The 16164-nt window shown below is 36.9% G+C and carries 10 protein-coding genes; 4 read left to right on the top strand and 6 right to left on the bottom strand.

Annotated features, from left to right (window positions below; all coding sequences use genetic code 11):
- Positions 1–61: 61 nt before the first annotated feature.
- Positions 62–2128 carry an elongation factor G gene (gene fusA / locus LF887_RS03795; protein WP_236857482.1) on the top strand — a complete coding sequence of 689 codons (2067 nt, stop codon included), beginning with the start codon at positions 62–64 and terminating at the stop codon, positions 2126–2128.
- A 102-nt stretch (positions 2129–2230) separates the two neighbouring features.
- On the opposite strand, the gene LF887_RS03790 is transcribed toward fusA, so the two are convergent.
- Positions 2231–3769, bottom strand: coding sequence for a SulP family inorganic anion transporter (locus tag LF887_RS03790; RefSeq protein WP_236859464.1), 1539 nt, complete (start codon positions 3767–3769; stop codon positions 2231–2233).
- Positions 3770–4395: 626 nt separating this feature from the next.
- Between LF887_RS03790 and LF887_RS03785 the strand changes: the two genes are divergently transcribed.
- Positions 4396–4824: a transposase gene (locus tag LF887_RS03785; RefSeq protein WP_236857481.1), complete on the top strand. Its 429-nt coding sequence runs from the start codon at positions 4396–4398 to the stop codon at positions 4822–4824.
- 11 nt (positions 4825–4835) lie between these two features.
- Positions 4836–5174: a helix-turn-helix domain-containing protein gene (locus LF887_RS03780; protein ID WP_236857480.1), complete on the top strand. Its 339-nt coding sequence runs from the start codon at positions 4836–4838 to the stop codon at positions 5172–5174.
- 1097 nt (positions 5175–6271) lie between these two features.
- Here LF887_RS03780 and LF887_RS03775 read toward each other — a convergent pair.
- Both LF887_RS03775 and LF887_RS03770 read right to left on the bottom strand, forming a co-directional pair.
- Entirely contained in the window at positions 6272–6937 is a 666-nt protein-coding gene (locus tag LF887_RS03775; RefSeq protein ID WP_236857479.1) for a hypothetical protein, read from the bottom strand.
- 144 nt (positions 6938–7081) lie between these two features.
- Positions 7082–8599 (bottom strand): TROVE domain-containing protein, encoded by a 1518-nt coding sequence (locus LF887_RS03770; RefSeq protein WP_236857478.1) that lies wholly within the window; start codon positions 8597–8599, stop codon positions 7082–7084.
- Between the two features lie 400 nt (positions 8600–8999).
- Here LF887_RS03770 and LF887_RS03765 point away from each other — a divergent pair, with 400 nt between their 5' ends.
- Positions 9000–9449 (top strand): VOC family protein, encoded by a 450-nt coding sequence (locus LF887_RS03765; RefSeq protein WP_236857477.1) that lies wholly within the window; start codon positions 9000–9002, stop codon positions 9447–9449.
- Between the two features lie 105 nt (positions 9450–9554).
- Here LF887_RS03765 and LF887_RS03760 read toward each other — a convergent pair whose 3' ends face one another.
- The 3 genes from LF887_RS03760 to LF887_RS03750 are packed head-to-tail and all read right to left on the bottom strand — an operon-like array spanning position 9555 to position 16123.
- Positions 9555–10898, bottom strand: coding sequence for an SWIM zinc finger family protein (locus tag LF887_RS03760; protein WP_236857476.1), 1344 nt, complete (start codon positions 10896–10898; stop codon positions 9555–9557).
- Between the two features lie 3 nt (positions 10899–10901).
- Positions 10902–13595 carry a DUF6493 family protein gene (locus tag LF887_RS03755; RefSeq protein WP_236857475.1) on the bottom strand — a complete coding sequence of 898 codons (2694 nt, stop codon included), beginning with the start codon at positions 13593–13595 and terminating at the stop codon, positions 10902–10904.
- Positions 13592–16123, bottom strand: a complete 2532-nt coding sequence (locus tag LF887_RS03750) for a DUF6493 family protein (protein WP_236857474.1) — start codon at positions 16121–16123, stop codon at positions 13592–13594. Before LF887_RS03750 ends, LF887_RS03755 begins: the two co-directional genes overlap by 4 nt.
- Between the last annotated feature and the right edge of the window lie 41 nt (positions 16124–16164).

Genomic DNA, 16164 nt, shown 5'->3' with positions numbered 1-16164 from the left:
CATTATTTTCAGAACCTTTTCAAAATACAAATCTAAAAATCAACAATTTAAATCAAACAAAATGAAATACAACACACGAAATATAGGGATCATAGCACATGTAGATGCAGGAAAAACAACTTTATCGGAAAGGCTTCTGTATTACACGGGACTCATTCATAAAATCGGTAATGTAGATGATGGAAACACCACCATGGACAAGGATATTCAGGAAAGAAACCGAGGGATCACCATTTCTTCAGCTGCTGTTTCAACGCAATGGAAAAAAGATCATAAAGTGTATAATATCAATATTATTGATACTCCAGGACACATTGATTTCGCAGTGGAAGTAGAACGTTCTCTAAGGATTCTGGACAGTGTTGTCGCAGTTTTCTGCGCTTCATCCGGTGTGCAACCGCAAACTGAAAATGTATGGTACCAGGCTGAAAAACATGGCACTTCTAAAATTTGTTTCATTAATAAAATGGACAGAATTGGGGCAGACTTCTTTGCGGTTGTACATGAGATAAAAACCAAGCTGAATGCCATTCCTATTGCTCTTCAGATTCCAATTGGCGCTGAAGTACATTTTGAAGGAGTCATTGATCTTGTCAAAATGAAAGCCTTATACTGGACCGATGAAAATGGGGAAATCATTGTTGAAAAAGACATTCCAACTGCATCCCGTACTGAAGCTGATGAATATAGAATGAAATTAATGGAGACTCTTGCAGAATATGATGAGACTTTCTTTGACATTTTTATGAATACCGAAAATACAGTCACCGTTGAAATGATCGTAGAGGCTATGCAAAGAGTCTGCAGATCCGGAGCAGCTGTTCCTGTTCTCTGTGGTTCTGCCTTTAAAAATAAGGGAATCCAGCCTCTTCTTGATGCTGTGGTAACTTATCTTCCAGCTCCGGATCAGCTTGCTGACCTTCAGGGAAGAGATCCTCATACAGAAGAAGCTGTAATATTGGAAAGAAATGAAGCGGCTTCTTTTTCGGGACTTGTTTTCAAAGTCGTGATTGATAAACATATGGGAAGATTGGCCATGCTTCGTGTTTATTCCGGAGTGATAAAATCCGGAGATACGATACTGAATGTAAGAACGGGTGAAAGTTTTAGGATTTCGAGAATTTTACAGATGCAGTCGGATAAAACATTATCAATGGATGAAGCTAAAGCGGGAGATATTGTTGCTTTAACGGGAATAAAGGATGCCAAAACCGGAGATTCTTTATCTTCTCTGGACAATCCAATATTACTGGAAGCGATTACCATCCCAACTCCTGTTATCAGAGTTGCTATTGAACCGAAAACGAATGGTGATGAGAAATCTTTTGGTTTGGTACTGGCTAAAATTAAGGAGGAGGATCCTTCTTTAGTTGTTGAGAGAGACAAACAGACTGGAGAGACTTTATTGAGTGGGCTGGGAGAACTTCACCTTGAGGTTACTTTGGAAAAAATACGTCTGAATCATGGTATTGAAATCAATCAGGGAAGACCTAAAGTTTCTTACCGTGAGATCTTAACGGGAACTAAAATCCATAGAGAAAAGCTTTCCAAACAAAACGGAGGAAGCGGTCAGTTCGCTGATATCAGTTTTGAAATCGGACCAAGGAATGACAAAGAATATGGACTGGAGTTTGTCAATGTAATCAAAGGAGGTGTCATCCCAACTGAATTTATTCCTTCTGTTGAAAAAGGATTCAAAGAAGCAATGGAGCACGGTCCATTAAAAGGATATCCTCTGGAAAACATGAAGATTACCCTTCTGGATGGTTCTTTTCATGCTCAGGATTCTTCTGCATTTGATTTTGAAATTGCTGCCAGAGAAGGATTCAAAGCCGCTGCCAGAGGATGCAGTCCTAAATTGATGGAGCCTGTCATGCAGATAGAGATTCAAAGTATTGAGGAATATACGGGGGCTGTCACTGCGGATATCAACAGAAGAAGAGGAATCATTACTTCTATTGATGAAAGATCAGGAAGAAAGATTTTTGCAGCGGAAGTTCCGTTAGCTTCAACTTTTGGGTATATTTCCGATCTGAGAACGCTGACAAGCGGACGAGCTTCCATCAGCATGAAATTGTCGCACTATGCTTTAGTGCCTGATTTTATCGCGAATACATTAATAACCTAAACAAGCAAGGACTGGAGATTTATCTTACAGTCCTTGTCTGGTTATTGAGGTGGTTTATATAGTTTAATTGATAATTGATAAAAATTCACTATTGCCTTTTTCCTATTTTTCCGGAATTACCTTATAAGTAGGGTCTTCTTCAATATTAATTTCAACTACTGCTTCGGCATTTTTCAATATTTTTCGGCAGTCCTCGCTGAGATGTCGTAAGTGTAATGTTTTATTTTGTTCTTTATATCGTTTCGATAACTTATCTAAGGCATCTATCGCACTCATATCCACAATACGGCTTTCTTTAAAATCAATAACCACCTGATCCGGATCATCCGCAGGATCAAACTTATCTGTAAATGCTGTCACTGAACCAAAAAAAAGAGGTCCATATATTTCGTAATGCTTCACTCCATTCTCATCAGTATGTTTTCTGGCTCTGATTCGTTTGGCGTTATCCCAGGCAAAAACCAATGCAGAGATAATGACTCCTATCAGAACGGCCAGCGCAAGATTATGCAGAAGTATGGTTATCAAAGCCACTGTAACTCCCACCAATATATCAGTCTTCGGCATTTTATTTATAATTCTGATAGAAACCCACTGGAATGTACTGACAGCCACCATCATCATCACTCCTACCAGAGCTGCCATAGGAATTTTCTCTATAACAGGAGCACCAAAGAGAATAATCAGCAAAATCATTACAGAGGCTATAATTCCTGACAACCGGGCTCTGGACCCCGCATTAAGATTCACCAGTGTCTGTGCTACCATTGCGCAGCCACCCATTCCTCCAAAAAATCCATTGGTAATATTAGCAAGTCCCTGAGCGAGCGATTCTTTGTTTGCACTTCCTTTAGAATTGGTAATTTCGTCTACCATTGATAAAGTCAGAAGAGACTCAATAAGACCTACACCCGCCATAATTAAGGCGTATGGAAAGATAATCTGCAATGTTTCCATAGAAAAAGGAACGTTTGGGATATGAAAACTTGGGAGACTTCCGCTTATATGAGCAATATCCACTACTGTTTTTGTTGGGATATTAAAACCCAGAACAACAGCAAATACCACTATAATGGCCACTAAGGAAGCGGGAACAGCTTTGGTAATTTTTGGAAAAAAATAAACGATAGCAATTGTAAGAGCAGTTAATCCTGCCATAATATATAAAGGAACTCCCTGAAGCCAGCCTACTGCTCCATTACTGTCTGTAATTCTAAACTGTTCAATCTGGGCCATAAAAATAATGACCGCCAGTCCATTCAGAAATCCATACATAACCGGCTGTGGAATAAGCCTTACAAATTTTCCTAGTTTAAAAATACCTACTAACATCTGGAGAATTCCTGCCAATGCTACGGTTGCAAAGAGATATTCTACTCCATGAGATTTTATGAGAGCAATCAGTACCACGATGGTTGCTCCTGCTCCTCCGGAAACCATTCCCGGACGTCCTCCCAAAACAGCCGTTACGAGCCCCATCATAAAAGCGGCATAAAGTCCGATAAGTGGGGAAAGCCCTGCCAGAATAGCAAATGAAAGTGACTCAGGAATCATTGTCATCGCTACGGTAAAGCCTGCCAGCAGTTCGTTTTTATAATTTATTTTCTTCGAAAAATCGAATAAGCTAATGGTATTTTTCATTGATGTGCAAAGGTATGGACTTGCCGGATGGTATACAATTTTTTCTTTTTCCACCTTTTTATTATTATCATCGTTTCTTTTAAAATAAATCACACATACGATTACATATTATGTTAATTTTAATTAAAATCTGATCATAAATAGACTTTTATATATTTCCGACTGGTTTTATTTTTAATTTTGTCTAAATTTGAAAGCAGATAAGCAATTATCCGGTACTAATCAAAAACATTCTATATATAAACAGCTGTATATCAAAACACAGCTGAGAATAAACAGTGTTACATCAAAAAACTTTAATAGGTTATATATTATTTACACAAATGGCAGAAAGAAGAAGCTAGAAAAAGAGGAAGAAAGATAAAACCCATTGATAATAAGGAATATATCCCAAAAGATACATTAAATAGACGATACCTACCTCCTTTTAATATATCAGATTTGTCCTAATCGAATTTGCGAAGATTTTGACCTTATTCCGTGTATTTAAAGATACCCGAACCTTTATTTTATCTTTTCCAATCTCATATATAAGTGAATTATACTCTGCTGTAAACAATAATACAAAACACCTATTTTCATTTTTTGATGTATAAATTTTAAACAAAAGATAATATTCAATAAAAATGTTATATAAAGAAATCCATATTGGGAAATTTATTCAGGAGAAGATTGATGAAAGTGAAATAACCATGGAGAGGATCTGCAAATTTTTAGGCAGTGATGAAGAATCCGTTGAAAAGATGTATAAAAGCAAATCTCTGGACGCTGACCTTCTTTTACGATGGAGTAAATTATTAGAATATGACTTTTTCAGGATTTACAGTTCTCACCTGATCTTATATGCTCCACCGTCTGCAGTGAATAAGAGCCAGCAGAAATCTGAAAAAATCCCTTATTTCAGAAAAAATATTTATACTCAGGAAATTAAAGATTTTATTATGAAAAGAATTCTTTCCGGAGAGATGACGCAGGGAGAGGTCATTAAAGAATATTCCATTCCTAAAAGTACACTCCACAGATGGCTTCAAAAGAGTGACAGTACTAACGGATAAAAAGAAATAAGATGCGCCCCAATTACAAAAAAATTTATCAGGATATGCTCAGGCTGGAACATCCTGAGAAGCTGAAAGATCCAAAGATTAAAGAACTTCTTGAAAAGCTTTACACTACAGAAGATGTCCTTAAGTTCAATGACAGACTTTTCAAGCATTCCAGAGAAAATCAAAAGCTTAAGACCTATGATAAGAAAACTATGCTCAAACTTCTTCAGTATCAGAAGAAACATAGTCATTCTACCAGCTATATGTCCAGAAAATATAAAATAAGCAGAACTACCCTTTCAAAATGGAAAACGATGTTTGAGGAAGAGCTTGAAAATACCATAAAAAATGCTGATAAGTAGTTTACCAGCATTTTTATAAAAATTCATCATCCGTTTCAGTATGAAACCGGAGGTGGGAAGAAGGAAGAAATTAAAGCCTGAAAAATTCTGACTTTATAGAAAATTATGATACAAAGATATCTTCCAGCTTCCCACTTCCGGCTTTTGACTGCATAAAAACAAGGCAAAAGCAAAAAGTGATGTCGTGCTCTAACCAACTGAGCTACTCTTCCTATATAGATTGTGTGTTTTTGTTGTGGAAGAGACGGGGCTCGAACCCGTGACACCGTCGCGAAGTAACACTGATTCTACGGCACTTGTTTTGTTTTTTTAAATCAAGGTAATATTTTCTGAATCTTCGGTGCATTTGCTCTACCAGCTGAGCTACTTCTCCTTTTCGAGGGAAAAGGCAGGATTCGAACCTGCGACCCAATGATTAAAATTTCGAAGTATGATTCTAAAACGACACTTGATAAGGCAAGATAATTATATCAAACAGAGACTTGCTGGCGGAGTGTTATCATTTTTACACTACCATAACAGGACAGGACTCAAACCCATATTGCCGCCTCTACATACGAAGTAACTCTGTTTTACGACACTTGCTTTTTATAGTTATTCATGACTATTAGTTTTATCTTTTGCAAATTTATATTTCATGTACGCATTCTTTTTACGCAGTGATTTTTTATTAAAAAACCAAGCAAATTAATGATAAGAGTAATTGATGTTCAATTGGAAGTTGACGATGAAACTCTTATCAACGGCATTGGTTCGTTACCGGGCAATCTGGTGAAAGACTCTGTCAGTTTGGAATCGAAGGATGTCTTTCTAACGGCACCAGTAATATTAACACTGCAAAATTACACTGTATGTACGCGATCTTTTTACGTAGTTTATTTTTTTATTTAAATTTTGTTCGTTTTGCCTTGAAGCAAAAGAACCAAAAGTTCAAGACTTGGAAACTACGGCTAAAAATAACCTATCCTCTCTAAAAATTCTAAAACTTGCGCGAATGTAATGTTACTTCTTCGATTCACTTTCTGTATCGCGCTTCAAACAATAGAATTTTCTTAACGTTCGCATAGCTTATTTTCTTAACGCCTCCATTTCCTATGTCACTTTCCAATTCCGGCTAATTGCTTAGAAACTTTCTCCGGAAATTTATAATTCATCATTTTTAAAATGGATAATATTCTGTTCTTAAAATTGATTTGATGCTGTATTACTTTTTCCAACTCAGTTTTGAGTTCGCATTCATCTACTTCTGCAACAATTTTTATATCTCCAAGATCATCCATACCTGATTCTGTATACTCTGAAAAACTTATTTTTCCGTTTTCTCTTTTATATAAAACCCATTGATGCCCAATCCATAACATAGTCCAGGCGGAAGTATGATTTTCAAAAATATCCTGCCAGTTCTGAATATCAGACATATCTCCACAACAATTGGGTTGAATAGGTATCTGATCATCTTCCTTCAGTACCACTCCCCCATCAAAGGCCATTACAAAATCAACTTCTTCAGGATCATCAAAATCTATCTTATCCAGTTTAGATTCTAAAATCATCTTTAAGTTTTCATCATCAATGGTTTCTTTATCCACCAGATAAGATCCTTGTTCAATAGGTTTAAAGTTAAAATTTAGCTTAGAAGCTAATTCTTCCCATTTCATATACCATTTTTCAGGATCCGGATAATCGGCGATTGAAGGAAGCTCATATTCTTCTTTAGCATAGATAAGTGGACTGACTTCAATAGTATTAATAAGTGTTATCATAATAAATACTTTAAATTTCCTTAGCCCCGATTGTAACGGCATCCTTTTTCTAAGCTGGCTCTGTAAGAAGCATTGGAGAAAAAGATAGAGTGGAAGGCGGGATTAAGCTCCTTAATAAATTGTTTATTTTAAAAGCAGTGCCTTTTACAGCACTACATTTTTTATCATTTCTACGGCAGATTTCTGATCTTCCAAAGCATTCAGTACATCAAAAATTTTTTCTGACCAGCCTGCAATAAGGTATACATCATTTTTTCTGATATCAAGCGGCTGTTTTCCATAGCCTGCCAGGTCAAAAATATACAGTTTTGCATTGGGAGCAATTGTCTTGTATCTGCTCCATGAAGCTTCAAAAGAATTTCCGGTTCCGGTACTATTCCACATCTGGGTATCTGTGAAGAGCATTACTTTATCTACATTTTCTTTTCTTTTGATCAGGTCTTCTATTACCAGATAGCCATTGGTGGAATATCCTACTTTGCCCTCACTCTTGTACAGGTCATCCACGTTTCTCAGAATACCTCTTTTAGGCATTGGAGTTCTCAGCCAACGGTCACCAAACATACCTGTCACCACATTTTTACAATGAGACTGTAAAATCATAGACATCAGTAAACCAATATCATAAAGTAAGATCTTACTTTTAGGTGAAACCGGCTGCTGCATAGAGCCGGATACATCGGCAGCAATCACTACTGACGTATCAAAACCAAAACCTTTGATATTTCCGGCACTTATCACAACGGCACTTTCCAATGCCTCCAGAAGTGAAGAAGTGTAAGGAGAATCTATTTTTTTCAATTCTCTGTATGCTGCCAGAAATCTGAAAGGCAGCTGTTTTGAGTTCATTACCGCTCTCTCATCTGATAAATAACCGCATATTTTTTCCATCGCATCAGGTGATACCCCAGCTTCCAAAATATTTCTAAGGTTTCTCAAAGTGGCCATATAGCCCATTTTGTTGCTGAAGATAAGCTCTTCCCATTTGTTTTTAAATGCCCGCTTTCTTTCTGTATCGTCGAAAAATTTTGCCTGACCTAAATTTGAAAGTTCAACCTCCCAGGTATAAGGCGTCTGTAAATTACCATTCACAATTTTATTGAAAATTTCCTGCTGGTTTTCATCTTTAGCTTTTGGATGAACCAGAAACAAGGCATCTTTCAATGTTACATCTGCTTTTCGGTTGTATTTTGCAAACTGGTATTCATCAAATTTATTGAATGACTTCACCAGACCTTTCTGAATTTGCTTTGACAATCTGTTCAGCTTTTTAGTTTGTGTTCTTTCATTGGCAAGTTGGTAATAAGCCAGCAGCTCTGTAATTTCATCAGCTCTCTGAACAACACCATCCACAGTTCTGCTCACCAGATCAGTTCCTGAAGTATGCTTAGCCAATTCTGTCGTCAAAACCAACGGAATAGTACGCAGATACATATCTCTTCTTGCATATACCGCCAATCTTGCCACGAATTCAGGATCATTTTTCTTAATCAGAGACTGGATTCTTTCCAATCTGTCATTTCCTTTTTCATAGGTGGTATTTGACAGCCCTGTTGTAACAACAGCACTATATAATTCTTCGGCAGGTGTCATTGCGTACGCTTTTTCACCTTCGTAGTTTAGCACTACTTTATTTTCTCTTTTTAAAAAATTAAATTTCATGGTTACTGTTTTTCTGTTAAACATCGGAAGGATTGATACTTCCTCTCTGATTTCTGATGCAAAATAAACGTTGTCTTACGCAATGTTTCTGCGTAGAACCTTAATATTTAAAATTTTTCCGGATTTAATTTCAATTATCTTCCGGATTGTCCTGATTATGCAGATTTTAAAAAGAGAATGATTCTATTTTAATTTTGGAAAAGCCGGATAAATGAGGCAATATATATTAAAGCGGAGTATAACCCACCTCTAAGGAATGACTATCATTCTAAATTTAGAATTTTTCACTTTCAATTATCAATTATAAAAACCTTCTATCATTCATTTCATATAAAGAGATCACGAATCTCTATCTTTTAAGGATTCGTTTTCTAGCTTTGTTCTTATTAAAATCAGAACTATGATTAAAGGATTATATGAAACACACGTTCAGGTAAGTGATTTGGAAAATGCTATTCAGTTTTATACAGAGGTATTGGGCCTAAAATTAGCTCATAGAGATGAGACCCGTCCTATTGCCTTTTTATGGGTTGGAGAAGGGAAAGAGTTTATGCTGGGACTATGGGAGCAAAAGGAGAATCTTCAGCCAAGACATTTTGCTTTTTCAAGCAGTAAGGAAGATATTTTAAATTATTCTGTAGAGTTTTTAGAAAAAAAGGATTTAAAGCCTTATAATTTCCTGAAAAACGGAAGTATAGAGCCGATGGTATTTTCATGGATGCCCGCTTTGGCTATCTATTTCAACGATCCGGATGGTAATCAGCTGGAATTTATTTCAATTCTTGAAGGAGACGGTCAACCAGAATTGGGTGTACTTTCTTATGAGGATTGGTTAGCTCAAAAAAAATAATAAAATCTTATTATCCTATAAGCTTGTTTTCAGCCACGAATCTTTTCATTTAACATTCGTGGCCAGAAAATAAAGCATTATGAATATCTTTAAAAAAAACTGTTGTTAAATATTAACCAGTTTTTTTACAGCCAGCATATGCTTACAAGGGCCTCTTTCCCCCTGATATTTGCTGAACCATTCGCATGTACACCGTTCTTTTTCATCATCAATGATTACGGTATGATGTACACCGGTTCCTCCTACTCTGGCTTCTGTTCTTTCTTTGTTACTATTTAATATTTCTACTTTTCCTTCGTGTATCAGCTTCTCTGCATTTTTCATACGGGGATTCATTTCCAGAATACGGCTAAGCTTAAAAGGCAATCTCCGGTAGAAAAATTCCTGATCATCAAGGTCATATCCTAATAGTCCCATGGCTGCAAGTCTTCCTGTAAGATTATCAGTGGCTGTAAGGCTTAGGTTTTCTTCCAGAGCCAATGCAGTTGTACTGAATGACTGATTGGCATATGCATATTTATCCAAAGCATCAATCCACTGATCTGAAATATCAGAAATAAGGCTATCCAAAACTGCCCCCTCTCCCGAAAATCCTCTCCAGCTTTCTCTTGATAAAGAAAAACTGAATTTTATATTCCCCATATAAAGCTGCCAGGTCGTAGACTGCATATTAGAATGCGAAAAGATCTGCATAGAGTCTATATAAGGAAGTAAAGGTTCCAGAAGGCGAAGCCTGTGAAGACCGCCAATGCATACAGCATCTGCTGATTTTACAGGAGAAAACATAGGTTTATTTCCTCTTACGATAAGATAATAGTCTGATTTCACTACTCCTTTCGGCATTCCCCGGAACAACTGCTGAGTCTGAATTTTGTTGAAGCTATGTCGTTTTTCAGATTGAGATAAATAAATCTGTACGGTTCCAAGACCTTTGATCCATTTTACAGGTAACGGAACTTTTCTTTCTATTACTTTTTTCTCTTCTTTGTATAAACCGACTTCTTTTTCTCCCACAGAAAGCATAATTCTCTCATTGGGACGGATACTTCCCAAAGCGGTTATCATGGGTTGATTAAAGTCCACATTGGTAGTTCCGTTTTCTAAAAATTCACCATCCAGACCATCAGGTAATACATCCACCCTTGCATAAACTCCCGCACAATGTGAAAATCCCTCAAAGCGCAGTCTTTCATTTCCCGCAGTGACAATAGGATCTTTGAGGAGTGATATCTGAAACGGTGACAGATTAAAACTGGACTTCACAATATTAGAAAGTGTAATCAGACATCTGGCCAGAATAAACGGCTGGCCAACATTTCCCCAAAAAAAGCAGGGAACATCCGTGTTTTTGTGTATCTCACTGTATTTAGCAAGAAACAGTTCTTCCAGATCATCTTTTTTTGCCAAAGAGGATGACCTGGAATAGTTGTAAATAAGCGTATCTTCCATAAATTATTTTTTTAGAAGAAGATTGCAGATTTTTTTCAGGCTCGAGTTTTCTTTCCAGTCGTTTAATTTTTCTATTAAGTTTATATGGGCTTCCGACTGATTTAAAGCCAATACTTCGTGATACACTTCAAGGAGTTTTTTCAGGTTGGTAACAGGTTCTCCCATTTGAAGCAGTATATTGGAAATAAGTTCTTCCAATGCTATATTATGATTTTTACTGACATTCAGCATATGATGCTGCATAAGGTCTGTTAATCTTTTAACAGGTGCCCATTCCAGTTTTTCGTGAAGTCCGATTACTCTTCCCAGTTCTGCATTGTCCATCATTTGATGAGAAACGTGTTCCAGCCAGATTTCGGCAGCCGTTCCACGGATTGTTTTATCCCCGTCAAGGAAGATTGTTCCTAAAAACAGATTTCCTATTTTATCCAGAGGTTTTTTGATCTGATAAAGAGCTTGTGAAGTATTCAAAACAAGGTTTCTTTCATAGACCTCAGCAATCCCGGAATAGAAAAGACAGTGTTTAATCACTTTCGCCAATGCATTTGCCGGAGTATTCGGAAAACACCACATTAATGCAGGAGTTTCAGAAAGTTCTTTCTGACCTGCAACAAAATATTCCAGAAATAAAGGTTCTTTTCTTTTTTCAAGATGATATTTTGGGATAACAATATTCAGCTCAACCGGATAATATGAGTTTTTCTTGTTGTCAATAGTTTTCCAGCTGTAGTTTCCAATAAGGAATTCTTCAGGAATATTATCATATCCAAAATTGCTGAATTCACTAAATACAGTTTCCGGTGAACGCGTAATCCCGGCTGTCATCCACCATGAAGGGTGTTCAAATTTTCCTTTCGGACGGATATCTTTGCCAAAGAAGAAAAGCAGTAGCTCTCTGTACTCACCTTTTAATTTTTCCTCAACTAATTTTATTGCTTCCGAGGTATTGTCTAAGGCACAGCGCTGCAATGCCAGCTGAACATCCAGGTGATGGGGTTCTATATTTTTATTCTGATAGATCTCAAATTTTTCCACCAAAGCCACGGGAGAAATCCAGCACGGTGAATGCGTGATTGTAAACAGCAATGGAATGCTGTCTCCCAGTTTTATCTTTTGATGTATAAATATGGCAATTTCCTTAAAAGCTTTCATTGCAGGAGATTCGGCGCCTACTTTTTCCATAGGGCCCAGTTTCTTCTGATAATTTGAATTGGCCTCTCTTCCAGCTTCCTCTTCACTGGTTTTCTGATATATTTTTTCTAGGTTTTTAAGCTGAATGGGATATTTTTCCAATAAGCTCAGTCCGTAATTGATAATCAGATTACACAATAAAACATTCAAATATGGAACTTCCCATTTTGCAATTGTTTTGCATGCTTTCAGGAATACGGGCTCTATGAGTTTTACAGATTCAGCATCTACTTCGTTGGCAAAACGTATAAATCCATCTAAAGCGATATCACAATGGTGGCTATAAGGGTCTTCCATTGCCAAAGGAAGAAAGAACATCAGATCTTCAAAGTTTTCAAGTACTTTGACTTTATTTTCTTCCGTAGTAAGAGAGAGTTTTTCAGAGGCTAAATCTTCCAGCTCCTGTTGTTTATCTTCTATATATTTTTCCAGAAGAGGACGTACATTGGTCAGGATATTGTCCGAATAATGTGATAACGCTTCTTTTATGTTTTCAGAAGGCGGGATATATTTCAGAATAATCTTTGCTGCTTTCGTCTGTATGCCATCATCTTTGCTTACAAATGCAGTACTTAAAGCCATTCCCAACATTTCCGGATCGAGTCTTTTTCTCTGAAAGATTTTTTCCGTTAGCGATAAGCCGGAGATCACTACGGTTTTCACTTCTGAACTCAGCAAGTTTGGAAGGTAATGGGAAAGTTCTTCGGTTTTAATGTCCGCTCCTGCTATTTTCTTCAGGTGCGTCAAAATGGTATTGACCGCTTTTGACTGTACCGATGCCAATCCGGCAAGCAATTCATTCTGAAGCTCCAGTAGTTCTGCTTCTGTAGGCTTTAAGGTAGTAAACGCATCCATAAACCAGCCCGTCACATTTTTGTTAAAGTTTCTGTTGGAAGCCAGCAAACATTCTCGTAAAAATCGTTTTCTTTCAATTTTCTGTTCTGCTACCAACTTTTGAACCAGGGGGAACCACTCTTTACGGAATGGTAAAGATTTGGATGGGTATTCACATAAATACCAAAAGTGGGTTGTAAGTGTTTCCGGATACTGATCCAAATCTGATGGATAATTGCTCAGGTGATGCCCAAGCAGCTCCGGTCTGGGTTCTACATATCCTTTTTTTGTCCATCCCAGGATGTCATGATAATTGAAGGCTGTAAACTCGGCTTCTACAGATTCATTGATAAAGTCCGAAAACCAATCTGGACACCCCCACTCCAAAATCTGCTCTGTCTGTTCGGCATTCCGGAAGAGGCTCCAGTAATTTTTACCGAAATTCTTTTTGTCCATACAAACAAATGATGCAATATCAATGATAGAATGCTGACTGGCAGAACCTACCGTATGATAGGAATTTTTAGTCATCACAATTTTACTGATTTCGCGGTCCATTTTCTTTATGGATGGCACCAATGTTTTTCTTTCTTCTACACTAAGTTGTTTTAGAAAAGGGATAATCTCATGTACTTGCTCCTCATTAAGGATCTCATAAAGTCTTTCTTTCATGTGCTTTTAATTTGATATATAATTTTTTTCAGGTTATTCTCTTTTTTCCATTCTTTAAGCAGACCGGAAACCGTTTCATCGGGTAACGTCTGATTCTTGCTAAGCAGTTCATAATAAAGCTCTAATAGCTTTTTAAGATTAAAAACCGGCTTTTCTATTGCTGAAAGAATGGCTGTCAGCAGTTTCTCGAAAGCCAGATTATGGCTGGTACTCAAATTAATAAGACCATATAATCCGTCTGTAAGTCTTTTAACAGGAGCCCACTCAAAACTGATCTTTTTACCGATCAGAATTCCTAGTTCCTGTACCTCAAAATCCTCGGAAACCGCCTTGTTTACTAGGACTTCAAAAGCTATACCACAAAATATTTTATCCTTACTAAATAGTCCCGCAGACAGTAGTAAATAATGAACAGGCTGAAAAGGAAGATGAAGTCTCATCCACGCATCCAGAAGTTCTATATTCTTTTTGATATCATACTGATAAACGGAATTGGATAGACTTTCATTATATTTCCTGCCTACAATAGTGCCGGAAAAATAAGGAGAAGTGTATAAAACAGGGATCAAATCGTCATCATACAAAGCATGATAAGAGTTGAATAAATGGTCTAAGAAGGAAGCTTTTTCCGAAAGTTCTTTCCGGCTATCAATAGAAACCAAGAGCTGTGGGACTTCTTCTGTATTATTCCATTTATAAATTTTCCGGTAACTGAACTCCTGGTTGAAGCTGCCATCCAGGTATACATGGTCATAGCGGTCTCTGAAATAATTCCCATCGAAAACAGGCTTCAGAAATTCAAAATATTTTTCATTTAACTGTTCTTTTGCATAATTTTCTTCCTGATCAGGATTTTCTTTTTTTACACGAAGAACCGCGATCTGCAAGTCAAAAGGTATTGGCAGTTCGTCATGCAGCTGATAGATTCTCAAGTTATTAACCAGATGATGAACACTAATCCAGCAAGGGGTATGATCAGGTACGCAGAGAAGAGGAAGTTTTTTATTTTCTTTAAGTAGTTCAAAAACACCTGAAAGAAGCTGGTGATATGCTTTAAAAACAAAAGGAGTCTTCTCTTCAACCCAATTTTCAAGGGTATGGAACTCTAGCTGTGCGTCTAACAGAATCTGAGATTTTCTCTTTTGTTTCAATATTCCATAATTGACAAAAAATGCAGCCAGCAGGTGACGCAGACCTGATGCTCCTTTTACCTTAAGTGCCGCTTTGAAAGCCGGCTCCAGCTGATTGAAATGTTCTTCCTGAAATTCACCATTAAATTTTAACAAAGCTTCTAAAAACTGTTCAAAATGGCAAACTTCATTGTTACTGAAAACCTGTGGTGCAAAGAAGATAAAATCATCAATGGTCTCAATGGATAGAACAGGTTCCGACAAATGCCATGAAACGGTCTCATAGCCATGGGTTTCTTTACTTTCAATCTTTACTTTTCCGGTAAGAAATTTCTCCAGTAATGTTTGGGCGTCTGAAAGAAGAGATTCTTTATAAAGTGTTAATTCTTGTTGTATTTTTTCGGATTCAGGGTTTCCATATTTAGCAATGATTTTTGCAGCTTTCGTTTGCAGTGTTTTATCTTTATTCAGAAAAACAGGTATCACAAGAAGACAGCTCTCTTCATTATATCTGTTATTATCTTTGGCTATTTTTTCTACAGTAAGAAGCAATGCACTGACAATATTTTTGGTAGGAAGTGTGATCAGGGAAGATCCTGCATGTAAAAACTCTTCTGTTTTAAATGCTTTGTCTGTGATGACTTGGTTAATTATTTTTAATGTTCCGGGGAATAGGGAATGCTGTGTTGAATGAAAAATCATAAACAGCTCCTCCTGGAGTTCTAAAATTTCTTTACCGCTAGGTTCAAGGTAAGCAAAAAGCTCTAAAAACCAGGTATTATGGTCCTTTGAAAAATTAAAATTAAGAGCTTTAAGACTGGATCTGAGAAGTTTGGAGCGATCAATTTTCTGGTCCTGAGCAAGGGCTTTCAAGACCTCTTTCCAGTTTCTGCCTTTGTAATGAGAAGTAATATCAGATTCATATTCAAACATGAGCCAGATATGCGAATCTAAGGTAACAGGATAAGTGAATAAAATTTCTTCTAATGAGCTTTCGAAACTTCCTGAAGATGAAAGTAATGAGGCACTTATATCGTCATTCAGATCAAGGTAGCCTTTCTGCTCCCATTCCAAAACTTTCAAATAGTTAAAATTTCTTAAAAATAAATGGCTTTCTCCCAACCAATCAGGAACATAAAACTCAAAAAGGTCATCGATGAGGTCCACCGGCATTGAATAATATCCGGGACTTAGTTTATCATATTCGGTTTTGCTTTTGCAACAGGCTAAAGCAGCCAACACAGAGATATTATTGTGCCCCCATTCTCTATTAATATATATTTTTAAAAGAGCAAGAACTTCTTTTTTATCTTTTGGTGTGAGCGTCTTAAGAAAAGGAACAGTTTCCTTGATTCTATAGTTTAAATATATGGTCTTAAACTCGTCCTCAATTAGCATAGATTCATTCTTGGTGGCTAAAATAACAAAAAATGATCTAC

The sequence above is a fragment of the Chryseobacterium sp. MEBOG06 genome (genome assembly GCF_021869765.1).
Lineage (GTDB): Bacteria > Bacteroidota > Bacteroidia > Flavobacteriales > Weeksellaceae > Chryseobacterium.
This window is presented reverse-complemented; position numbering and strand designations above follow the sequence as displayed.